The organism is Pantoea dispersa (assembly GCF_014155765.1).
GTDB classification, from domain to species: Bacteria; Pseudomonadota; Gammaproteobacteria; order Enterobacterales; family Enterobacteriaceae; genus Pantoea; species Pantoea dispersa.
This window is the reverse complement of record NZ_SCKT01000011.1, coordinates 95497-117341: the sequence shown is the minus strand read 5'-3', so window position 1 is coordinate 117341 and position 21845 is coordinate 95497. Positions and strand designations below refer to the sequence as shown.

The 21845-nt window shown below is 54.9% G+C and carries 23 protein-coding genes, 5 tRNA genes and 1 other annotated feature; of the genes, 7 read left to right on the top strand and 21 right to left on the bottom strand.

Annotated elements, in window-relative coordinates; translation table 11 throughout:
• Nucleotides 1-202 precede the first annotated feature (202 nt).
• The 3 genes from clpB to rluD all read right to left on the bottom strand — a co-directional run bounded on the left by clpB (nt 203) and on the right by rluD (nt 4607).
• Nucleotides 203-2776, bottom strand: coding sequence for an ATP-dependent chaperone ClpB (clpB, locus tag H7K56_RS21725; protein WP_088517859.1), 2574 nt, complete (start codon nt 2774-2776; stop codon nt 203-205).
• A gap of 125 nt (nt 2777-2901) precedes the next feature.
• A complete protein-coding gene (yfiH, locus tag H7K56_RS21720; protein ID WP_150361889.1) occupies nt 2902-3630 on the bottom strand; it encodes a purine nucleoside phosphorylase YfiH in 729 nt (242 codons plus the stop codon).
• Nucleotides 3627-4607 (bottom strand): 23S rRNA pseudouridine(1911/1915/1917) synthase RluD, encoded by a 981-nt coding sequence (rluD, locus tag H7K56_RS21715; protein WP_132467020.1) that lies wholly within the window; start codon nt 4605-4607, stop codon nt 3627-3629. Before rluD ends, yfiH begins: the two co-directional genes overlap by 4 nt.
• A 129-nt stretch (nt 4608-4736) precedes the next feature.
• Here rluD and bamD point away from each other — a divergent pair, with 129 nt between their 5' ends.
• Nucleotides 4737-5477 carry an outer membrane protein assembly factor BamD gene (gene bamD / locus H7K56_RS21710; protein WP_058759616.1) on the top strand — a complete coding sequence of 247 codons (741 nt, stop codon included), beginning with the start codon at nt 4737-4739 and terminating at the stop codon, nt 5475-5477.
• An 11-nt stretch (nt 5478-5488) separates the two neighbouring features.
• Here the strand turns inward: bamD and H7K56_RS21705 are convergent, their stop codons facing one another.
• A complete protein-coding gene (locus tag H7K56_RS21705; protein WP_150361888.1) occupies nt 5489-5680 on the bottom strand; it encodes a hypothetical protein in 192 nt (63 codons plus the stop codon).
• Between the two features lie 64 nt (nt 5681-5744).
• Here H7K56_RS21705 and raiA point away from each other — a divergent pair, with 64 nt between their 5' ends.
• The 3 genes from raiA to pheA all read left to right on the top strand — a co-directional run bounded on the left by raiA (nt 5745) and on the right by pheA (nt 7479).
• Nucleotides 5745-6071, top strand: coding sequence for a ribosome-associated translation inhibitor RaiA (gene raiA / locus H7K56_RS21700; protein ID WP_021507319.1), 327 nt, complete (start codon nt 5745-5747; stop codon nt 6069-6071).
• A gap of 97 nt (nt 6072-6168) precedes the next feature.
• Nucleotides 6169-6293 (top strand) — a sequence feature (Phe leader region).
• Nucleotides 6170-6217, top strand: a complete 48-nt coding sequence (gene pheL, locus H7K56_RS23215) for a pheA operon leader peptide PheL (RefSeq protein ID WP_121497579.1) — start codon at nt 6170-6172, stop codon at nt 6215-6217. Its footprint overlaps the feature before it by 48 nt.
• A 22-nt stretch (nt 6294-6315) precedes the next feature.
• On the top strand, nt 6316-7479 hold the full coding sequence (pheA, locus tag H7K56_RS21695) for a bifunctional chorismate mutase/prephenate dehydratase (protein ID WP_058776009.1): 1164 nt from the start codon (nt 6316-6318) through the stop codon (nt 7477-7479).
• A gap of 33 nt (nt 7480-7512) precedes the next feature.
• On the opposite strand, the gene tyrA is transcribed toward pheA, so the two are convergent.
• Nucleotides 7513-8634, bottom strand: a complete 1122-nt coding sequence (gene tyrA, locus H7K56_RS21690; protein WP_150361887.1) for a bifunctional chorismate mutase/prephenate dehydrogenase — start codon at nt 8632-8634, stop codon at nt 7513-7515.
• Nucleotides 8635-8640: 6 nt separating this feature from the next.
• Nucleotides 8641-9720: a 3-deoxy-7-phosphoheptulonate synthase gene (locus tag H7K56_RS21685; protein ID WP_150361886.1), complete on the bottom strand. Its 1080-nt coding sequence runs from the start codon at nt 9718-9720 to the stop codon at nt 8641-8643.
• 303 nt (nt 9721-10023) lie between these two features.
• Here H7K56_RS21685 and H7K56_RS21680 point away from each other — a divergent pair, with 303 nt between their 5' ends.
• Nucleotides 10024-10545: a GNAT family N-acetyltransferase gene (locus H7K56_RS21680; RefSeq protein ID WP_150361885.1), complete on the top strand. Its 522-nt coding sequence runs from the start codon at nt 10024-10026 to the stop codon at nt 10543-10545.
• A 56-nt stretch (nt 10546-10601) separates the two neighbouring features.
• Here H7K56_RS21680 and rplS read toward each other — a convergent pair whose 3' ends face one another.
• The 5 genes from rplS to ffh form a co-directional block, all read right to left on the bottom strand.
• Nucleotides 10602-10952, bottom strand: a complete 351-nt coding sequence (gene rplS, locus H7K56_RS21675) for a 50S ribosomal protein L19 (protein WP_021507324.1) — start codon at nt 10950-10952, stop codon at nt 10602-10604.
• A 42-nt stretch (nt 10953-10994) separates the two neighbouring features.
• Complete coding sequence (gene trmD, locus H7K56_RS21670) at nt 10995-11759, bottom strand: tRNA (guanosine(37)-N1)-methyltransferase TrmD (RefSeq protein ID WP_021507325.1); 765 nt, start codon at nt 11757-11759, stop codon at nt 10995-10997.
• 35 nt (nt 11760-11794) lie between these two features.
• Nucleotides 11795-12343: a ribosome maturation factor RimM gene (gene rimM, locus H7K56_RS21665; RefSeq protein ID WP_021507326.1), complete on the bottom strand. Its 549-nt coding sequence runs from the start codon at nt 12341-12343 to the stop codon at nt 11795-11797.
• Between the two features lie 18 nt (nt 12344-12361).
• Nucleotides 12362-12610 carry a 30S ribosomal protein S16 gene (gene rpsP, locus H7K56_RS21660; protein WP_007893313.1) on the bottom strand — a complete coding sequence of 83 codons (249 nt, stop codon included), beginning with the start codon at nt 12608-12610 and terminating at the stop codon, nt 12362-12364.
• Between the two features lie 142 nt (nt 12611-12752).
• Entirely contained in the window at nt 12753-14114 is a 1362-nt protein-coding gene (gene ffh, locus H7K56_RS21655; protein WP_021507327.1) for a signal recognition particle protein, read from the bottom strand.
• A 166-nt stretch (nt 14115-14280) separates the two neighbouring features.
• On the opposite strand from ffh, the gene H7K56_RS21650 reads away from it, so the two are divergent.
• Both H7K56_RS21650 and H7K56_RS21645 read left to right on the top strand, forming a co-directional pair.
• Nucleotides 14281-15075 (top strand): cytochrome C assembly family protein, encoded by a 795-nt coding sequence (locus tag H7K56_RS21650; protein WP_010617128.1) that lies wholly within the window; start codon nt 14281-14283, stop codon nt 15073-15075.
• A gap of 13 nt (nt 15076-15088) precedes the next feature.
• On the top strand, nt 15089-16375 hold the full coding sequence (locus H7K56_RS21645) for an HlyC/CorC family transporter (protein WP_021507328.1): 1287 nt from the start codon (nt 15089-15091) through the stop codon (nt 16373-16375).
• Between the two features lie 57 nt (nt 16376-16432).
• On the opposite strand, the gene luxS is transcribed toward H7K56_RS21645, so the two are convergent.
• The 10 genes from luxS to csrA form a co-directional block, all read right to left on the bottom strand.
• On the bottom strand, nt 16433-16948 hold the full coding sequence (gene luxS, locus H7K56_RS21640) for an S-ribosylhomocysteine lyase (protein WP_010617126.1): 516 nt from the start codon (nt 16946-16948) through the stop codon (nt 16433-16435).
• Between the two features lie 150 nt (nt 16949-17098).
• Nucleotides 17099-18703 carry a glutamate--cysteine ligase gene (gene gshA / locus H7K56_RS21635; protein ID WP_150361884.1) on the bottom strand — a complete coding sequence of 535 codons (1605 nt, stop codon included), beginning with the start codon at nt 18701-18703 and terminating at the stop codon, nt 17099-17101.
• Nucleotides 18704-18734: 31 nt separating this feature from the next.
• A complete protein-coding gene (locus H7K56_RS21630) occupies nt 18735-19163 on the bottom strand; it encodes a YqaA family protein (RefSeq protein ID WP_021507330.1) in 429 nt (142 codons plus the stop codon).
• Nucleotides 19160-19726 (bottom strand): fructose-1-phosphate/6-phosphogluconate phosphatase, encoded by a 567-nt coding sequence (gene yqaB / locus H7K56_RS21625; RefSeq protein ID WP_021507331.1) that lies wholly within the window; start codon nt 19724-19726, stop codon nt 19160-19162. The genes H7K56_RS21630 and yqaB overlap by 4 nt, the downstream gene beginning before the upstream one ends.
• Nucleotides 19727-20129: 403 nt before the next feature.
• A tRNA-Arg gene (locus tag H7K56_RS21620) sits at nt 20130-20206 on the bottom strand.
• Between the two features lie 189 nt (nt 20207-20395).
• Nucleotides 20396-20472 (bottom strand) — tRNA-Arg (locus tag H7K56_RS21615).
• 192 nt (nt 20473-20664) lie between these two features.
• Nucleotides 20665-20741, bottom strand: a tRNA-Arg gene (locus H7K56_RS21610).
• 233 nt (nt 20742-20974) lie between these two features.
• Nucleotides 20975-21051: transfer RNA gene (locus H7K56_RS21605), tRNA-Arg, on the bottom strand.
• Nucleotides 21052-21060: 9 nt separating this feature from the next.
• Nucleotides 21061-21153: transfer RNA gene (locus H7K56_RS21600), tRNA-Ser, on the bottom strand.
• A 307-nt stretch (nt 21154-21460) separates the two neighbouring features.
• Entirely contained in the window at nt 21461-21646 is a 186-nt protein-coding gene (gene csrA / locus H7K56_RS21595; RefSeq protein ID WP_058759760.1) for a carbon storage regulator CsrA, read from the bottom strand.
• Nucleotides 21647-21845: the final 199 nt, after the last annotated feature.

Genomic DNA, 21845 nt, shown 5'->3' with positions numbered 1-21845 from the left:
TCACGCCCTGCTGAGCCGCCTGCGTTGCCGCTTTGCCGTCTCAGTGGTGGCGCATTATAGGGACTTCGTTTCGCCTGACAAGCGCTAATTTGCAGTTTTTGCGCGACCGCTCACTTTCCAGGCAACACGTTGCAAAAACCAGCTAATTCTTGCGAAACAGCATAAAAAAACGGGCCCTGAGGCCCGTTTTTGTCACGTTGCGTTATTGGTGCGCGACGATGGCATCGTCCTGCACATCCATTTCGATGGTTTTTCCCGGAACCAGCGCGCCAGACAAAATCTTCTGCGCCAGCGGGTTTTCAATCTGCTGCTGAATCGCCCGTTTCAATGGCCGCGCGCCGTAAACCGGATCGTAACCATTTTCGCCCAGCAGTTTCAGCGCCGCGTCGGAAATGTGCAGCTGATAACCGCGCTCTTCCAGACGCTGATACAGCCGCTGCAGCTGAATCTGCGCAATCGAGGCAATATGTTTTTCGCCCAGCGGATGGAATACCACTACCTCATCAATACGGTTGATAAACTCCGGACGGAAATGGTGTCCGACGACCGTCATCACCACATCTTTCATTTCCGCGTAATCAAGCGCGCCGAAACGTTCCTGAATCAGATCCGAACCGAGGTTAGATGTCATGATCACCACGGTATTACGGAAGTCCACGGTGCGCCCCTGACCATCGGTCAGTCGCCCGTCGTCCAGCACCTGCAGCAGAATGTTGAACACATCCGGATGCGCTTTTTCCACCTCATCCAGCAAAATCACCGAGTAAGGGCGACGACGCACCGCCTCTGTCAGGTAACCGCCCTCTTCATAACCGACGTAGCCCGGAGGTGCCCCGACCAGACGCGACACCGAATGTTTCTCCATGAATTCCGACATATCGATACGCACCATCGCGTCGTCGCTATCGAACAGGAAATTAGCCAGCGCCTTACACAGCTCGGTTTTACCGACACCGGTCGGTCCAAGGAACAGGAACGATCCGATCGGCCGGTTCGGGTCAGACAAACCGGCGCGGCTACGGCGAATGGCGTTCGATACCGCTTCAACCGCTTCGTCCTGGCCGATAACCCGGGCATGCAGCTCCTGCTCCATCCGCAACAGTTTATCGCGCTCGCCTTCCATCATGCGGGCCACCGGAATACCGGTCCAGCGCGCCAGCACATCGGCGATCTCGACATCCGTTACGCGGTTGCGTAACAGCTTCATGGTTTTACCTTCCGCCTGCGTGGCGCTTGCCAGCTGTTTTTCCAGCTCCGGAATTTTGCCGTACTGCAGTTCCGACATCTGGCCCAGGTCACCCACACGCCGTGCCTGCTCCATAGCCAGACGCGCCTGTTCCAGCTCAGCTTTGATGTTTTGCGTGCCGGTCAGCGAGGCTTTTTCCGCTTTCCACTCTTCTTCGAGCTCAGCATATTCGCGCTCTTTCTGATCCAGCTCGCTTTCCAGCATCTCCAGACGCTTAACGCTGGCGTCATCCGATTCTTTCTTCAGCGCCTGCTGCTCCAGTTTGAGCTGGATGATGCGCCGTTCGAGACGATCGAGCGGTTCCGGCTTGGAGTCAATCTGCAAACGAATACTCGACGCCGCCTCATCAATCAGGTCGATGGCTTTGTCCGGCAACTGGCGATCGGCAATATAGCGGTGCGACAACGTTGCCGCAGCGACAATCGCCGGATCGGTAATTTGCACATGGTGATGCAGCTCATAACGCTCTTTCAGGCCACGCAGAATGGCGATGGTGTCTTCCACGCTCGGTTCGGCGACGAACACTTTCTGGAAGCGGCGCTCCAGCGCGGCATCTTTCTCAATGTACTGGCGATATTCATCCAGCGTGGTGGCACCCACGCAGTGCAGTTCACCGCGTGCCAGCGCCGGCTTCAGCATGTTGCCGGCATCCATCGCGCCGTCTGCTTTACCGGCGCCGACCATGGTATGCAGCTCATCGATAAACAGAATGACGTTGCCTTCCTGCTTCGCGAGGTCATTCAGTACGCCTTTCAGGCGCTCTTCAAACTCGCCGCGATATTTCGCACCGGCCACCAGCGCGCCCATATCCAGCGCCAGAACGCGCCGGCCTTTCAGCCCTTCCGGCACTTCGCCGTTAATGATGCGCTGTGCCAGCCCTTCAACGATGGCGGTTTTACCGACGCCCGGTTCACCGATGAGCACCGGGTTATTTTTGGTTCGACGCTGTAATACCTGAATGGTGCGGCGAATCTCTTCGTCACGCCCGATAACCGGATCTAACTTGCCGAGCTCAGCGCGCTCCGTCAGATCGATGGTGTATTTTTTCAAAGCCTGGCGCTGATCTTCAGCCCCCTGATCGTTCACGTTTTCCCCTCCCCGCAGTTGCTCGATGGCCTTAGCGAGTTTGTCCGCCGTGGCACCGGCAGACTTCAGTAAGTCCGCCAGCGAGCCGCGCGATTCGAGGGCCGCCAGAACAAATAATTCAGATGAAATAAAGTTGTCGCCGCGCTTTTGCGCCAGCTTGTCGCACAGATTCAGTACCCGGACCAAATCCGCTGATGGCTGAACGTCGCCGTCGGTCCCTTCGACCTGTGGCAAACGATTGATGGCTTGTTCGATGCTGGTACGCAGGCTAGCGACATCCGCCCCCGCCGCACTGAGCAGCGGACGTACCGATCCACCCTCCTGGTTGAGCAGCGCGCTCATCAGGTGCAGGGGTTCGATGAATTGATTATCGTGTCCCAGAGCAAGGGACTGTGCATCGGCAAGGGCCAACTGGAATTTGTTGGTAAGACGATCCAGACGCATGATTCCTCCCATTACAGGTCAAAATGCTACTGGAGATTAAATGAGGTCATCCCTCAAATTTTCAAGGTTAATGACCTGAGTTGTGAGCAAAAAATACGCTTACTGGATCGTCTTGCGGCGTAAGGTTATCTCAGCCAAATCAAAGTTGCCATACGCCCGGTGATTCCGTCGCGTCGGAAGGAGAAAAAATCGGCGCTTTTCTGATAGGTACAGCGCTTCTCAGCCGTGACAGATTGCACGCCAGCGGCCTGCAGACGCTGGGTTGCCAGCAGCCAGATATCGGCAAAATATTTCTCACCGGTCGGGCGAAAAGCCGCATCGGCAGCGGCATCCTGCGCCAGGAACGCACTGCGCACCTCGGCCCCCACTTCAAATGCCTGCGGACCAATCGCCGGACCGAGCCAGGCATGAATCTCGCTCGCCGGGCAGTGAAACTGTGCCAGCGTTTGCTCCAGCACCCCATGACACAACCCGCGCCAGCCGGCATGTGCCGCGGCAACTTCGCTGCCATCATGGCAGCAAAACAGCACCGGCAGGCAGTCGGCGGTCATCACTGCACACACCACGCCACTTTCCCGCGTTATCGCCGCATCGGCTCGCGGCAGGGACGCAGCCGCCGGCAGACGCGCCACCGTCTGGCCGTGCACCTGCTCCAGCCACTGCGGCATCGCCGGTAGCGCCAGCTGCTCTGCCACGCGCTGACGATTGTGCATCACGCAATCCGCCTCGTCCCCGACGTGCGCGCCGAGGTTGAGGGAATCCCATGGCGCCGCGCTAACGCCGCCGTGCCGCGTGGTCGAATAAGCCTGCACGCGCGCCGGCGCCGGCCACTGCGGCACGATCCAGTCACTCATAGCCAGTCCAGCTGATCGCGGAACTCGTCGGTATCGGCTTTCAGTGCATCAATCAGATCAACCATGTCCTGCGGCAATGGCGCGTGCCACTCCATCTCAATCCCGGTGATCGGATGATAAAGACGCAGCATAGTGGCGTGCAGCGCCTGGCGGTCAAAACCGCGCAGCGTACTGATGAAAGCCTCAGAAGCGCCCTTTGGCGGACGCGGACGACCACCGTACAGCGGATCGCCCACCAGCGGATGGTTAATGTGCGCCATGTGCACGCGAATCTGGTGAGTACGGCCGGTTTCCAGGCGCAAGCGTAAACGCGTATGAGCGCGGAAATGCTCCATGATGCGATAGTGGGTTGTCGCTGGCTTGCCCATCGGATGCACTGCCATGTGGGTACGCTTGGTAGAGTGACGCGCCATCGGCTCATTCACCGTACCGCCGGCGGTCATGGTGCCAATCGCCACCGCTTCATATTCGCGGGTGATTTCACGCAGCTGCAGCGTTTCAACCAGATGCGTCTGCGCCGGTACCGTTTTGGCCACTACCATCAGTCCGGTAGTGTCTTTATCCAGACGGTGCACGATGCCGGCGCGCGGCACGTCGGCAATCGCCGGATAGTGATAAAGCAGCGCATTCAGTACCGTGCCGTCCGGATTACCGGCGCCAGGGTGGACCACTAAGTCGCGCGGTTTGTTGATCACCAGGATGTGGTCATCTTCATAAACGATATCCAGCGGAATATTTTGCGCTTCCCAGCGCTGCTCCTCTTCGATCTCGGCATCAATCGCCACCCGCTCACCGCCGAGTACTTTCTCTTTCGGTTTATCGATGATGGTGCCGTTGACGCTGACCCGACGCTCAAGGATCCACTCTTTTATGCGGGAACGTGAATAATCAGGGAACAATTCCGCCAAAGTCTGATCTAAGCGTTGTCCAAGCTGTGCTTCGGACACCGTTGCGGTGAGTTGAACTTGTTGTGCCATATACAGCTTCTTCGTTAACGTTGGGTTTTCACGGCGATGCCGTTTAATATAATGTGCTATCGTACTGGTCATTACCGGGAGCTATACGGACAGCTTCCGCCATAACACTTTGAGGATAATCATTTCGTCATGACGCGTATGAAACATCTGGTGGCTGCTGCCACACTGAGCCTGAGCCTGGCACTGGTGGGCTGTTCCGGCTCATCGGACCCGGTCCCGGACAGCCCGCCGTCTGAAATTTACGCCACAGCGCAGCAAAAGCTGCAGGACGGTAACTTTAAAGCGGCGATTAAGCAACTGGAAGCGCTGGATAACCGTTATCCGTTTGGTCCTTACTCGCAGCAAGTGCAGCTGGATTTGATCTACGCGTACTACAAAAATGCCGATCTGCCACTGGCGCAAGCCGCCATTTCCCGCTTTATGCGCCTGAACCCGACGCACCCTAACATTGATTACGTGATCTATATGAAGGGCCTGACGGACATGGCACTGGATGATTCCGCGCTGCAGGGCTTCTTCGGGATCGATCGTTCCGACCGCGATCCTACGCATGCGCGTGATGCATTCCGTGACTTCTCTCAGCTACTGCGCGGCTATCCGAACAGCCAGTACGCGGCAGATGCGCAGAAACGTCTGACGTTCCTGAAAGATCGCCTGGCGAAGTATGAGCTCTCCGTGGCGCAATTCTATACCAAGCGCGGTGCCTATGTCGCCGTAGTTAATCGGGTTGAAGGTATGATGCGCGATTATCCGGACACCCAGGCCACGCGTGACGCGCTGCCGCTGATGGAAAATGCCTATCGCCAGCTGCAGCTGACGACGGAAGCTGACAAAGTTGCGAAAATCATTGCGGCGAATAGCGCGTCCTGATTTTCGTGCCATTAAAAAAGCAGCCGCTGTGGCTGCTTTTTTTTGGTCAGAAAACCGTCTGAAATGGTTTTTTCCGCTACGGTTAACTCATCAATCTTGCCCCTATCCCCGCTGTGCATCAAGCTTTTTTCGCCCTTTTCCCAGCCTTTCTCACAATTCGCTGGCATTGACAAAAAGTGACATCCCAATGTGATCCAGATCACACATTTTCCTGATTTGCGCGGTATGCTGGTCCTACCCAGACGGAAATGACAGAGAGGTTTAACTATGATTCTGAACATTACCAGCAAACAAATGGAAATCACTGCGGCAATCCGCAACCATGTCGAAGACCGTCTCGCCAAGCTGGAAAAATGGCAAACCCACCTGATAAATCCGCACATTGTGTTATCGAAAGAGCCGAAAGAATTTGTGGCCGATGCCACCATTAACACGCCAAACGGCACGCTGGTCGCCAGCGCGAAACACGATGATATGTATACGGCCATCAATGACCTGATCGCCAAGCTGGAGCGCCAGCTAAATAAAGCACAGCACAAGCCTGAAGCACGACGTGCCACCAGCAGTGTTAAAGATTTCACCCCTGCCGGGTAATTTATCGCTTTTCAGCAACGCGCCTGCGGGCGCGTTTTTTATTGACAGCTTTTAAGCTGTGCGGTTACTCTCAGTTCACTTTATTGCCGGAATTGATCATGAAACTGCTGCCGTTCTTCTTCGCATTCTTTTTTACCTTCCCCTGATTGGGAGGCGATTCGTCGTGTGAAAATGAATGCGAAGACGAACAACAAAGCCTCCCAACCGGGAGGCTTTTTTATTGGACATTTTACAGGTGAGCCCTATGAATCCCGAGAATCCGCTGCTGGCGTTACGCGATAAGATCAGCGCCGTCGATGCCAGGCTGTTAACGCTGCTGGCTGAACGGCGCGCGCTGGCCGTTGAGGTAGCGCAGGCCAAGCTGGCCACCCACCGCCCGATTCGTGACGTCGAGCGCGAACGCGCCCTGCTGGAAAATCTCATCGCGCTGGGTAAAAAACATCAGCTGGATGCGCACTACATCACGCGCCTGTTCCAGTTAGTGATTGAAGATTCGGTGCTAACCCAGCAGGCGCTGCTGCAGAAAAACCTGAATCATCCTCATGCGCACGCGCCGCGCATCGCCTTCCTCGGCCCAAAAGGCTCCTATTCGCACCTTGCCGCCCGTAAATACGCCACGCGCCACTTCGATTCGATGGTGGAAATGGGGTGTCTGAAATTCCACGACATCATTCAGCAGGTTGAAAGCGGTCAGGCGGATTACGCGGTGATGCCGATTGAGAACACCAGCTCCGGCTCGATCAATGACGTATACGATCTGCTGCAGCAAACGTCGCTGTCGATCGTCGGCGAGCTGACCATTCCTATCGAACACTGCGTGCTGGTTAGCGGTAATACCGATTTGCAGCAGATTGAAACCGTGTATAGCCATCCGCAGCCGTTCCAGCAGTGCAGCCAGTTCATCAACCGCTTCCCGCAGTGGAAAATCGAATACACCGAAAGCACGGCGGCGGCGATGGAGAAGGTAGCCGCGATGAACTCGCCGCGCGTGGCCGCGCTGGGCAGTGAAGCTGGCGGTGAGCTGTATGGCCTGCAGGTGCTGGAGCGCAACCTGGCGAATCAGCAGCAGAACCATACCCGCTTCATTGTGCTCGCGCGTAAACCGATTGAAGTCTCCAGCCAGGTGCCGGCCAAAACCACGCTGATTATGGCGACGGGCCAGCAGGCCGGCGCGCTGGTTGAAGCACTGCTGGTGTTGCGTAATCACAATCTGATCATGAGCAAGCTGGAAAACCGGCCAATCAACGGTAACCCGTGGGAAGAGATGTTTTACATTGATGTGCAGGGCAATCTGCAGTCGGAGAACATGCAACAGGCGCTGGAAGAACTGCGCGCGCTCACGCGTTCACTGAAGGTATTAGGCTGTTATCCCGGTGAGAACGTGGTACCGGTAGAACCGCGTCTGTAAAACAAAAAGGCATCCTCGCGGATGCCTTAATCATTACTGGCGACTGTCGTTGGCGGAGCGCAGCATGCTGCGGCTCTCGACAAGGAAGCGTTTCGCGTAGTCACCAAACCAGTGTTCCACACGCTCAAAGCTGTTGATGAACGCCTGTTTATCGCCCTGCTCCAGCAGCGTGATGGCTTCACCAAAACGCTGATAGTAGCGTTTAATCAGCGCCAGATTACTTTCCGACGACATGATAATGTCGGCGTACAGCTGCGGGTCCTGCGCAAACAGCCGTCCCACCATCGCCAGTTCGAGGCGATAGATAGGCGAGGACAGCGCCAGCAGTTGATCCAGATTGACGTTCTCTTCCGCCAGATGCAAACCATAAGCGAAGGTGGCGAAGTGGCGCAGCGCCTGAATGAACGCCATGTTTTGATCGTGCTCAACCGCACTGATGCGGTGTAAGCGCGCGCCCCACACCTGAATCTGTTCCAGGAACCACTGATAGGCTTCCGGCTGACGGCCATCGCACCATACCACCACCTGCTTCGCCAGGCTGCCGCTGTCCGGACCGAACATCGGATGCAGTCCCAGTACCGGGCCGCTGTGCGACGCCAGCATCGCCTGCAGCGGACGGTTCTTCACCGACGCCAGATCCACCAGAATGCAGTCATCAGGCAGCGCTGGCAGATCGGCAATGATCTGTTCGGTCAGATGGATCGGCACGCTGATGATCACCATGCCCGCATCGTGCAGCAGTTCATCCGCGCGCGGCCAGTCATCTTTATCAAGAATACGCACCTGATAGCCGGAGAGCGTCAGCATCTTCTCGAACAGACGTCCCATCTGACCGCCGCCGCCGACAATCACCACCGGACGCAGTTCAGGACACAGCGTTTTGAAGCCTTTGTCATTTTCGTGCGCATAGGATTCGCGCATCAGACGACGCAGCACATCTTCGATCAGGTCCGGCGACACGCCGAGCGCTTCCGCTTCCTGACGACGCGACGCCAGCATACTGGCCTCGCGCTCAGGCACATAAATCGGTAACCCGTAGCGGCTTTTGACTTCGCCGACTTCGGCCACCAGCGCCAGTCGTTTCGCCAGCAGCCCCAGCAGGGCTTTATCTACTTCATCAATTTGATCGCGCAGCGCGGTCAGTTCAGCCACCATGACTCATTACACCTCGTGTGACAGACGCGCCGACAGCACTCCCTGCAGATCCCGATGGATTTCACGCAGCAAATTTTCAGTGGTTTCCCAGTTGATGCAGGCATCAGTGACGGAAACCCCGTACTTCATCTCGCTACGCGGTTGCTCAGAAGACTGGTTGCCTTCGTGAATATTACTTTCCAGCATCAGGCCAATGATGGAGCGGTTTCCATCTTTAATCTGCGCGATAGCCGATTCGGCTACGCCAGGCTGACGGCGATAGTCTTTGTTAGAATTGCCATGGCTGCAATCTATCATTAAGGCCGGACGCAGTCCCGCTTTCAGCATCTCTTTTTCGCACTGCGCGACATCTTCCGGGCCGTAGTTTGGCGCTTTCCCGCCGCGCAGAATCACGTGACCATCCGGGTTGCCCTGAGTTTGCAGCAGGCACACCTGACCGGCCTGGTTAATGCCGACAAAGCGGTGCGGCATCGCAGCGGCGCGCATGGCGTTGATTGCGGTGCCGAGGCTGCCATCGGTGCCGTTTTTAAAGCCTACCGGCATCGACAGGCCAGACGCCATTTCACGGTGCGTCTGCGATTCTGTGGTACGCGCCCCAATCGCCGACCAGCTAAACAGATCGCCGAGGTATTGCGGGCTATTTGGGTCGAGTGCTTCGGTGGCCAGCGGCAGGCCCATCTCCACAAGATTGACCAGCAGCTGACGCGCAATGTGCAGGCCGGCTTCCATATCAAACGAGTTGTTCATGTAAGGATCGTTGATTAACCCTTTCCAGCCGACGGTGGTACGGGGTTTTTCAAAATAGACGCGCATAACGATATACAGTTGATCCTTCAACTGTGCAGAGAGTGTTTGTAACTGACGAGCGTAATCCAGTGCGGCTTCGGTATCGTGGATCGAGCAGGGACCGCACACCACCAGCAGACGCGGATCGCGACCCGCGATGATATCCGCGATGGTCTGGCGGGAAGCGGCAATTTGCGCTTCCTGCGCCGCGGTCAGCGGGAACTTCGCTTTCAGTTCCTGTGGCGTGATTAAAATCTGTTCGTCGGCGATATGCACATTGTTCAGCGCGTCTTTTTGCATGATGGCGATCCTTTTTCACTCGTTATGCGGTTTTACGATCCTCACTGAGGATGACGCTTACTTTACCACAGCATGTAAATCATGCAATCCATACATGTACACTTTTATTACCACTATCTTTTAGACCACAAAATAAAAGTAAATTAAAATATATAAATCATAAAATTAACAATATTAGAGCCTGTAAGATCCACCAAACACCACTGTAAATCTATAATTACACCAATCTGGCCAGGCCAGATGTTTTTTCCTTACGATATCGCTAACATGCTGTTATCCATTTGATTAATTCAGGATCGCTTTATGTCCATCCCTCAAGTCACCCTGCGTCCCTTTATTCTGCAGGATGCCGAAGCGTTTACGCATGCCGTTAATCAGTCTCTGGGCAGCCTGCAGCCGTGGATGGTATGGGCACATGCGGATTACAGCGTCGGTGAAGCCGTCAGCTGGATCAATTTCACCCATCTGCAGCGTCAAAAGGGTGAAGCTGAAGAGTTCGCGATTGTTGATGGCAACGATCGGTTGCTGGGCGGTGCTGGCTTACGTTATGCGCGCCAGCCCGGTGAGTTCAGTGCGCTGGGCTACTGGGTTCGCAGCGAGGAGCAGCAACAGGGCGTTGCCCGCCGGGCGGTGGCACAGCTGGTGAATCTGGCGTTCGCCCAGCCACATATTGCTGTGCTGGAGATTCTTGCTGCAGAAGAGAATCACGCCAGCCGCGCCGTGGCCCTGCGCAGCGGCTTCTCATTTGTGGATTACCGCTACGGGTTGATTGTGCTGGAGAGCGGTCCGGTCAACACGGCGATCTATCACCTCAGACGCCCATAAAAAAGGGGCTGGCCTTATGGCCAACCCCTTGTTTGCTATTAACTTTGGGATGTCGCTTACGCGCCAAGACGCTCTTTGATACGAGCTGACTTACCGGTACGCTCACGCAGGTAGTACAGTTTGGCTTTACGCACAGCACCACGACGTTTGACAGTAATGCTGTCAATTACCGGAGAGTGAGTCTGGAAGACACGCTCAACGCCTTCGCCGTTAGAAATCTTGCGAACAGTGAATGCAGAGTGCAGACCGCGGTTACGAATAGCGATAACCACGCCCTCGAATGCCTGCAGACGTTTCTTAGAACCTTCAACGACCCATACTTTCACTTCCACGGAATCACCCGGACGGAAGGAAGGTACGTCCTGTTTCATCTGCTCTTGTTCAAGTTGCTTGATAATGTTGCTCATAATTAAATCTCTTATCCTGGGTAAACTGATAGTCAGGGAAGATTACTCTTCCACCTCATCGTTTTGTTGCTGCTGATGTTCCCGCTGGAACTCACTTAGCAACCTTGCTTGCTCTTCAGTCAGAGCCAGGTTTTCCAGAAGTTCAGGTCTTCTTAGCCAGGTACGGCCCAGCGACTGTTTCAGGCGCCAGCGGCGAATATCGGCATGGTTGCCCGACAGCAGAACTGGCGGAACCTCCATCCCTTCTAACACTTCAGGTCGGGTATAGTGCGGGCAATCCAGCAAACCTTCCGAGAACGAATCCTCATCGGCTGACGCCTGTTTCCCCAGCACGCCAGGAATAAACCGGGCGACCGAGTCAATTAACGTCATCGCTGGCAGCTCACCGCCACTGAGCACGTAATCACCGATTGACCATTCTTCATCAATCTCAGTGTGAATCACACGCTCATCTATCCCTTCATAACGACCGCAAACCAGAATTAACTTCTGGCTGGTCGCCAGTTCGCAAACGCCTTGCTGGTCAAGTTTGCGACCCTGAGGTGAAAGATAAATCACCTTAGCGCCTTCTCCCGCCGCCGCTTTCGCTGCGTGGATAGCATCCCGTAAGGGTTGCACCATCATCAACATACCCGGTCCGCCGCCGTAAGGACGATCGTCCACGGTACGGTGCCGGTCGTGCGTGAAGTCGCGTGGACTCCAGCTCTCTATGTTGAGCAGGCCATTTTTTACTGCCCGGCCAGTTACCCCGTACTCGGTAATAGCGCGAAACATCTCTGGAAACAGGCTAATAACACCAATCCACATCGCGTTCGCCGTTACGTTACCGGATTGTCCGGAGATCAAAAACCAGGATCCCAGTCTACTTCAATGGTGCCAGTAGCGAGATCGACTTTCTTGATAACCTGTTCATCAAGAAACGGTATTAACCGCTCCTGTACACCGAATGCATCTTTCAGGTTTGCCTTTACGACGAGAACGTCGTTCGAGCCGGTCTCCATCAAATCAATGACTTTGCCCATCTCGTAGCCGTCGAGGTTTACCACTTTGCAACCCATCAGGTCTTTCCAGTAGTAATCGCCCTCTTCCAGCGCCGGCAGCTGCGTGGAGTCAACCGTAATTTCGCAATTGGTCAACTGTGCTGCAGCGTCCCGATCGTCAATGCCTTTGACTTTGATGATCAGGTCCTGATTGTGGTGCTTCCAACCCTCAAGCTCGACCTGCTGCCATTGACCGGCGCGCTGGATAAACCAGGGTTGATAGTCGAAGATGCTTTCAGCGTCTTCAGTGGAGGAAAACACTTTGAGCCAACCCCGAATTCCGTAAGCGGCACCCATTTTGCCCAGAATGATTGGGTTAACGGGAGGCTGTGCGGCAGGTTTACTGCTCATGCTCACCACCGTGACAGATTAAGCTGCTTTTTTTGCTTCTTTGATCAGCGCGTTAACGCGATCAGAAAGCGTTGCGCCCTGGCCAACCCAGTGCTCAATACGGTCCAGATCCAGACGCAGACCTTCAGCCTGACCAGAAGCGATCGGGTTGAAGAAACCTACGCGCTCGATGAAACGACCGTTGCGAGCATTGCGGCTGTCAGTGACGACGACCTGATAGAACGGACGCTTTTTAGCGCCGTGACGTGCCAAACGAATGGTTACCATAACATCCTCTTTAGTTAATAAAACAACCGGGCCCCATCGAGGAACGGGGCCCGGGTGCAATATAAAAAGCCCGAAAATTTTACTCATTTTGGCGCAAAAAGCAACCTGAGTGTCTCACTTTTCTGGTTCGGGCTGTGTCGCCTTAGCGGCCGGGGAATCCTGGCGGCATCATGCCTTTCATGCCACGCATCATTTTGGCCATGCCGCCCTTCTTCATTTTCTTCATCATGCGCTGCATATCATCAAACTGCTTCAGCAGCCGGTTGACGTCCTGCACCTGCATACCGGAACCGGTAGCGATACGGCGCTTACGCGAACCTTTGATGATCTCTGGCTTCTCACGCTCTTTGCGCGTCATCGAATTGATGATGGCTTCCATGCGCACCAGCACTTTGTCATCCATCTGCGATTTAACGTTATCCGGCAGCTGGCCCATGCCCGGCAGTTTGCCCATCAGGCTGGCCATGCCGCCCATGTTGCGCATCTGCTTAAGCTGCTCCAGGAAGTCGTTGAGATCAAAGCCGTCGCCGGTTTTCAGCTTCTTCGCCAGCTTTTCCGCCTGCTCGCGGTCAACTTTGCTCTCGATATCTTCAATCAGCGACAGCACGTCGCCCATGCCGAGAATGCGCGATGCAATACGGTCCGGATAGAACGCTTCCAGCGCATCGGTCTTCTCGCCCATCCCCATGAATTTGATTGGCTTGCCAGTGATGTGACGAATCGACAGCGCCGCACCGCCGCGCGCATCGCCGTCAACTTTGGTCAGGATCACACCGGTGAGCGGCAGCGCTTCGTTGAACGCTTTCGCGGTATTGGCGGCATCCTGGCCGGTCATGGCATCGACGACAAACAGCGTTTCAACCGGATTGATCGCGGCGTGCACCTGTTTGATCTCATCCATCATCGCTTCGTCAACGTGCAGACGACCGGCGGTATCCACCAGCAGCACATCGTAGAACTGCAGACGGGCTTCTTTCAGCGCGTTGTTAACGATATCCACCGGCTTCTGGCTGAGGTCGGACGGACAGAAATCCACACCGACCTGCTGCGCCAGGGTTTCCAGCTGTTTGATCGCCGCCGGGCGGTAGACGTCCGCAGACACCACCAGCACCTTTTTCTTGTGCTTTTCGCGCAGGAATTTACCAAGCTTACCGACGCTGGTGGTTTTACCGGCACCCTGCAGGCCCGCCATCAGCACCACGGCCGGCGGCTGAGCATTGAGGTTCAGCGCGTTATTTTCGGCCCCCATCGCCGCAACCAGTTCGTTGCGCACGATTTTGATAAACTCCTGACCCGGCGTCAGGCTTTTGTTTACATCCTGCCCCACCGCGGCTTCTTTCACGCGGTTAATGAAATCGCGCACTACCGGCAGCGCAACGTCGGCCTCCAGCAGCGCCATACGCACTTCGCGCAGCGTATCTTTGATGTTGTCTTCGGTCAGCCTTCCGCGGCCACTGATATTGCGCAGGGTTTGCGACAAACGATCGGTTAAATTATCAAACATGCTCTCTCACTTAATAGCGTAGCGAGGCCGCCAGGGCGACACAATGCGGCGGATTATAACACGAAGCCAGGCCGATCTCTGCAATTGACCGTGAGATCGTTTGGAGCCTGCTGCCGCTGGCGCTATACTGCTTTTTTCCTTATCTGACCGACACCTGAAAGGATCTATGTTCGTTTTCGCGATCGTGGCGCTGTTCGCCTACTCTCTCAGTCTTGCATTGATCATTCCGAGCCTGCTGAAACGCAACAGCGGCTGGCGGCGTTTTGCCGTGTTATCCGCCTGCGTGGCGCTGATTGCCCATGCGGTAGCGCTACAGCAACGCATATTTGCCGTCGATAATGGACAAAATCTTAGCCTGCTGAATATTGGTTCGCTGGTCAGTTTGCTCATCTGCGCCATCATGACTATCGTTGCGTCGCGCAATCGCGGCTGGCTGCTGCTGCCGATTGTTTACAGTTTTGCGCTGATCAATCTGGCCTTCGCCACCTTTGTGCCAAACGCCTTTATCACCCATCTTGAGACCACGCCAGGCATGATGGTGCACATCGGTCTGTCGCTGTTTGCCTATGCCACGCTGATCATCGCGGCGCTGTATGCGCTGCAGCTGGCGTGGATCGACTATCAGTTAAAGAACAAAAAGCTGACGTTTACCCAGGATATGCCGCCGCTGCTCAGCATCGAGCGTAAGATGTTCCACATCACGCAGATTGGCGTGGTATTGCTGACGCTGGTGTTGTGCACCGGCCTGTTCTTTATGAATAACCTGTTCAGCCCGGAAAACATTGATAAAGCAGTGCTGTCGATTATCGCCTGGTTTGTCTACATCGTGCTGCTGTGGGGCCACTATCATGAAGGCTGGCGCGGTCGCCGTGTGGTGTGGTTCAACTGCGGCGGTGCGCTGCTGCTGACCATGGCCTATTTCGGCAGCCGCGTTCTGCAGCACCTGCTCACCTCTCACTAAAGGAATTTTTGCGTTGGAACATGTTTCAACCACCACGCTCATTATCACGCTGATCATTATGGTGCTGGTCTCGGCTTACTTCTCGGGTTCAGAGACCGGCATGATGACGCTCAACCGCTACAAACTGCGCCACAAAGCCAAAAGCGGCAACCGCAGCGCGCGTCGCGTTGAGAAACTGCTGCGTCGCCCCGACCGTCTGATTAGCCTGGTGCTGATCGGCAACAACCTCGTGAATATTCTCGCCTCGGCGCTCGGCACCATTGTCGGTATGCGCCTGTACGGCGATGCCGGCGTAGCCATCGCCACCGGCGTGCTGACCTTCGTGGTGCTGGTGTTTGCCGAAGTGCTGCCTAAAACCGTCGCGGCGCTCTATCCGGAAAAAGTCGCGTACCCCAGCAGTTTTCTGCTGGCGCCGCTGCAGTACGTGATGCTGCCGCTGGTGTGGCTGCTCAATACCATTACCCGCATTCTGATGCGCATGGTGGGCATTAAGACCGAAGGGTCGATTAACTCCGCCCTCAGCAAAGAAGAGCTGCGCACTATCGTATATGAATCCCGCTCGCTGATGTCGCGCCGCAACCAGGACATGCTGCTGTCGGTGCTGGACCTTGAGAAGGTCAACGTTGACGACATCATGGTGCCGCGCAATGAGATCGTCGGCATCAATATCAACGATGAGTGGAAGTCCATCGAGCGTCAGCTCAGCAACTCACCGCATGGCCGTATTGTGCTGTTCCGCGACTCACTGGACGATAGCGTAGGCATGCTGCGCGTGCGCGAAGCGTGGCGCATGATGGCTGAGAAAAAAGAGTTCAATAAAGAGCGACTGCTGCGCGCTGCCGATGAAATCTACTACGTGCCGGAAGGTACGCCTCTTAACGTGCAGCTGGTAAAATTCCAGCGCAATAAGAAGAAAGTGGGGCTGGTGATCGATGAGTACGGCGACATCAAAGGACTGGTTACCATCGAAGATATTCTGGAAGAGATCGTCGGCGACTTTACCACCTCCATGTCACCGTCACTGGCCGAAGAAGTGATGCCGCAAAACGACGGTTCGGTGCTGATTGAAGGCAGCGCCAACGTGCGGGAAATCAATAAGGCCTTCAACTGGACGCTGCCGGAAGAGGAAGCGCGCACCATCAACGGTATGCTGCTGGAAGCGCTGGAAGAGATCCCGCAGATGGACACGCAAGTACAGGTTGGCCATTACGACATTGATATTCTTGATGTGCAGGACAACATGGTGAAGCAGGTGCGCATCACGCCGCATCAGCCGCTGAAAGCGTCCATCGGTTCCTGAGACGATAAAAACAAAACGCCGCGATAATCGCGGCGTTTTTTATGGCTGAAGCGGCAACTAGAGTTGCAGCTCTTTGAGCTTTTCAGCCGGCAGCTTCAGATCTTCGTTACGGTTGACGCCAATGTCGTGCGCCAGCACGTTGCGCGCAATCTGCTGCGCTTCGTCCAGCGAGTGCAGCTTGTAGCTGCCGCACTGGTATTCGTTCAGTTCCGGAATCTGGTTCTGATCTTTTACCTTCAGCACATCTTCCATCGCGCCTTTCCACGCTTTTGCCACGCGCTGCTCGTCTGGCGTACCAATCAGGCTCATGTAGAAGCCGGTGCGGCAGCCCATCGGTGAGATATCGACGATTTCCACGCCGTCACCGTTGAGGTGGTTACGCATGAAGCCCGCGAACAGGTGCTCCAGCGTGTGGATGCCGCGTTCGGTCAGGATGTCGATATTCGGACGGCAGAAACGCAGATCGAAAACGGTGATGGTATCGCCATGCGGAGTGTTCATGGTCTTCGCCACGCGTACCGCTGGCGCGCCCATGATGGTGTGATCAACAGTAAAACTATCCAGTAGTGGCATACGTCACCTCCTGTTTTGAGATTTTTTTTAAAACGATGAAACTTTTCTGTTCGCCCAACGTCTGAATATATGAAAGACGCGCATTTGTTATCATCATCCCTGACAACAGAGATGTTAATTTAGGCCACAGTGATGTGGCCATTTTCTTTTCTAGCCTTCGCGACCTGCCAGATAGCTGGCAAAATCCAGTGTATCACTCTGCTCCAGCTGCTGCTGTTTCAGCACTGACTCCTGCGCCTGACGGCTAAAATCGGCTTCGGTGAGAATTTCCAGCGGCTCTTCGCACAGCAGATGACGATACTGCTCGGCCAGCGCCACGCCGGCTCCGGTCAGCCCCTGCTCTTTAATGGCTTGCAGAATGCGCGCCGAATAGGTTAGCTCAGGATCGTCAAACGACGCTACCAGTTGATCGCAAACCTGTTGATATTGCGTGCTGCCGTCGTTGCTATCCAGCACTTCAGCCACCCGGCGCAGATCGGCAAACAGCGCTTTACCGACATCAACCAGCAGATGTTCCGTATCACTGCAGCCCACGCCGATCACCTGACCCGGCTTGCGCCCTTCCAGCACCACGCGGTTCCAGTTTTTCCGGCTGCACAGCAGCTCATCTGCGCTCATCTCCGGCGCATCGGCCAGCGTACACCAAATCAGGAACAGATCGAGGAAGCGCGCCTGATCGGCGTCCACACCGATGGCAGAGAACGGGTTGATGTCCAGCGAACGCACTTCAATGTACTCAATGCCGCCGCGCAGCAGCGCATCGGACGGCGCCTCACCCGAGCGGGTCACGCGTTTCGGACGAATCGGTGCGTACAGTTCGTTCTCGATTTGCAGCACGTTGGTATTGAGCTGCAGCCAGTTGCCTTCCGCGTCTTTGGTGCCCATCGCCGCATATTCGGCAGACGGCGTTTTGATCGCCGCTTTCAGCGCAGCGACATACCCTTCCAGCGAGTTGAAAGTAATACCCAGCCCGCTTTGTGATTTATTGGTGTAGCCCAAATCACTCAGGCGCAGCGAAGTGGCATACGGCAGCCACAACGTCCCATCGCCGTTGGTTTCGAACGGCAGCTTACTTTCCCGTCCCTGCAGGAAGGAAGAGCAGATGGCTGGCGAAGCGCCAAACAGATAAGGAATCACCCAGCCGTAGCGATAGTAGTTGCGAATCAGGCGCAGATAGCCGGCCGAGATGGTCTCTTTGCCGCTCTCCGCGTCTTTGACATCCGCCCACTCCTGCCAGAACGACAGCGGCAGCGAGAAGTTATAGTGCACGCCAGAAATAATCTGCATCAGCGCGCTGTAGCGGTTTTTCAGCCCCTGACGATACAGGGTTTTCATTTTGCCGATATTGGAGCTGCCGTACTGCGCCAGCTCAATGTTGTCCACATCTTCAACATAGCCCGGCATACTGAACGGCCACATGCGCTCGTCGCCCAGCTCGCGCGCCACGTGACGGTGGATGTCGCGCAGAAATGCCAGGGAGCGATCGATGTTCTGATCCACCGGGGTGATGAACTCCAGCAGCGTTTCAGCAAAATCGGTGGTAATCCAGTCGTGCTTCAGCGCTGAACCCAGCGATTCAGGGTGGCCAGTAGTAGCCAGATGACCATTCGGCTGGACGCGGAGTGTTTCACGTTCAATGCCACGGCCGATACCCTTTAACGCGTCGGGATGCGCTTCCAGCCAGGAGAGCGCTTTTGATACGTCCGGGATCACATTAACCTCCCGCTGTGTGAATAATTTATTTTTGTTCAGCATAATGTTAACCGTAGCCTCGAATCTGTGCGAATCAATGCCACCATTGCATACCTTGTAAAGTGGCGGTCGCGATAACGATATAACGCAGCGTTTTACCCAGGGCGAGAAACAGCACGCAGGGCAGCCAGGAGAAGCGCAACCACCCTGCGAGCACGCAGAGTAAATCGCCCACCACTGGCAGCCAGCTAAACAGCAGCGCTGCGGGTCCCCATCGTTGTAGCCACGTCATTGCTGTGTCGTGCCATCGCCCCTGCCCTGTTGCTGGCATCAGGCGACCAAGAAGAATGTTGGTCAGGCCGCCCAGCGTGTTTCCCACTGATGCAGCCAGTAACAATCCATAGACCGACCCTTTCTGGGCGATCAATAACGCAATCAGCACCGCTTCTGAGCTGCCCGGAAGCAGCGTTGCACTCAGAAAGCTACTGCCGAATAACGATCCATACGTCAGAAATTCATTCACAGTAAACGGACATCAACCACATCCATGCCCGCCGCTTTAGCCGCCTGCACGCCAAAGTCAGCATCCTCGAATACCACGCAGCGCGCAGGCGCAACCCCCATCAGCTCCGCACAGCGTAAGAAGGTATCAGGCTGCGGCTTATGACGCTGGACATCGTCCGCCCCGACTACCGCATCAAACAGATGATAAACGTTGAGCGCTTCCAGCAGCGCTTTGGCTAAGCTGTGTTCGCTGCCGGTGCCAACCGCCATCGGACGGCGACCGTGATAGGCTTTGACCACCTGCATCAGCGGCAGCGGACGTATGTCTTCGAGCAGTATCGCTTTCAATGCCGCCGTTTTCTCTGCCGCCAGCTGATGCGGATCGTGCTGCGCCTGATTCTGTTCCAGAATGTAGCGGGCCAGTTGCCAGGTGGGTGCCCCGTTGAATGCCACCATCTTTGCTTCGTCCATGGTGAAACCATAGCGGCTCAGCACCTGCTGCCAGGCTTTTCGATGTGTCGGCTCGGTATCAAGAATGGTGCCGTCCATATCGAAAATCAGGGCGTCATAGTGGTCGTACATTGTGACTCCATTAACACCACAAAATGAGCCATTACTTTAGCGTAATGCGCTCAGGTTGTCGCCAGGCAGGCTTAACCGCAAATGCTTTGAAAGCATTAGCAATTTTCGTTTTCAGAATAAGGTCAGAGCGCGCGACCGGCGATAAATGGCGGTAAATGCAGTGATTTTTTGATGGAGACGGCGCGTGAGAAAATCTTTCGGAATGCGGATGTTGAATCGGGTCAGAATGAAGCGGAACAGCGCACAAGGGCAGTTTGCTTTTTATTTGATGGTGCATCCAGGAGGATGATTCGGCTGGCGCCTCACCCTGCGGGCCGTTGCTGAAGCAACGTTATCCTCCTTAGTACGTCCTGAACGATTATCGCATCATGACACACTGAGGCACTTTCCATCTCGGAGAAGATGGTGCATCCAGGAGGATTCGAACCTCCGACCGCTCGGTTCGTAGCCGAGTACTCTATCCAGCTGAGCTATGGATGCATTGAGATTTTCTTTCGATGAACATACTGAACAGACTTGAGAATAACATAGAGAATGGTGCATCCAGGAGGATTATTCGGCTGGCGCCTCACCCTTCGGGCCGTTGCTGAAGCAACGTTATCCTCCTTAGCACGTCCTGAACGATTATCGCATCATGACACACTGAGGCACTTTCCATCTCGGAGAAGATGGTGCATCCAGGAGGATTCGAACCTCCGACCGCTCGGTTCGTAGCCGAGTACTCTATCCAGCTGAGCTATGGATGCATTGAGAGATTTTCTTACGATGGACTGACTGAAATCAACCTGGGAATAATACAAAGAATGGTGCATCCAGGAGGATTATTCGGCTTGCGCCTCACCCTACGGGCCGTTGCTAAAGCAACGTTATCCTCCTTAGTACGTCCTGAACGATTATCGCATCATGACACACTGAGGCACTTTCCATCTCGGAGAAGATGGTGCATCCAGGAGGATTCGAACCTCCGACCGCTCGGTTCGTAGCCGAGTACTCTATCCAGCTGAGCTATGGATGCATTAAATGATTCTTGTACAACGCAGGGTGCTAACAACTCACCATGAAAGGAACTACTCGTTCACTCTTACTACTCTGAAGTAAATACCATATCCGAAGATGGTGCATCCAGGAGGATTATTCGGCTTGCGCCTCACCCTGCGGGCCGTTGCTGAAGCAACGTTATCCTCCTTAGTACGCCCTGAAAGCTTATCGCTTCATGACCCACTGAGGCACTTTCCATCCTGAAAAAGATGGTGCATCCAGGAGGATTCGAACCTCCGACCGCTCGGTTCGTAGCCGAGTACTCTATCCAGCTGAGCTATGGATGCATCGGAAAATGGCGGTGAGGCGGGGATTCGAACCCCGGATGCAGCTTTTGACCGCATACTCCCTTAGCAGGGGAGCGCCTTCAGCCTCTCGGCCACCTCACCTTACGCGTTCTTGCAAACCGTGCTTTTGAACTTTGTTTCCGCTCATCGGCACTGCGTGGCGCACATATTACTTTCCCGGACTTATAAGTCAAACAATTTTTCCCGACTTTTTACCGATTCAGGTTTGATTGCGCAAATGACGTGCAATCCGCATGTTTTGCCGACAAAAAGAGTGATTTATCAACAGTAAAAGCGTGCGGCAGCCGACATAATTCGCGTAAAAATCAGGAGAGCGTGAACGGATAAAAACAACGACGGGAGGAAGAGAAGCGGTAGCGCCTCGCCACATAGCGAGGCACTGAATACGTTATTGAGGTGTAATCTGTGTTTTTTCAGCCTGGATGCGCTGATAGATCTCTTCACGGTGAACCGACACTTCTTTTGGCGCGTTTACGCCTATGCGGACCTGGTTACCCTTAACACCCAGCACCGTTACAGTTACCTCATCACCAATCATGAGGGTTTCACCAACTCGACGAGTTAGAATAAGCATTCTTTGCTCCTTGAAAGATTAAAAGAGTCGGGCCTGTTCGGTCTCCCGGCCATATCCATCATATAACGCTGAACAATGCCTATGACAAATACACCATTGTGTTCTGCCATGCCAATACATTCTGCTGATAGTTAGTTTAGCCGAAATACACTACATCAACCGGACTTTGTCATTACCTGGTGCACACCGCGTTAAAAAG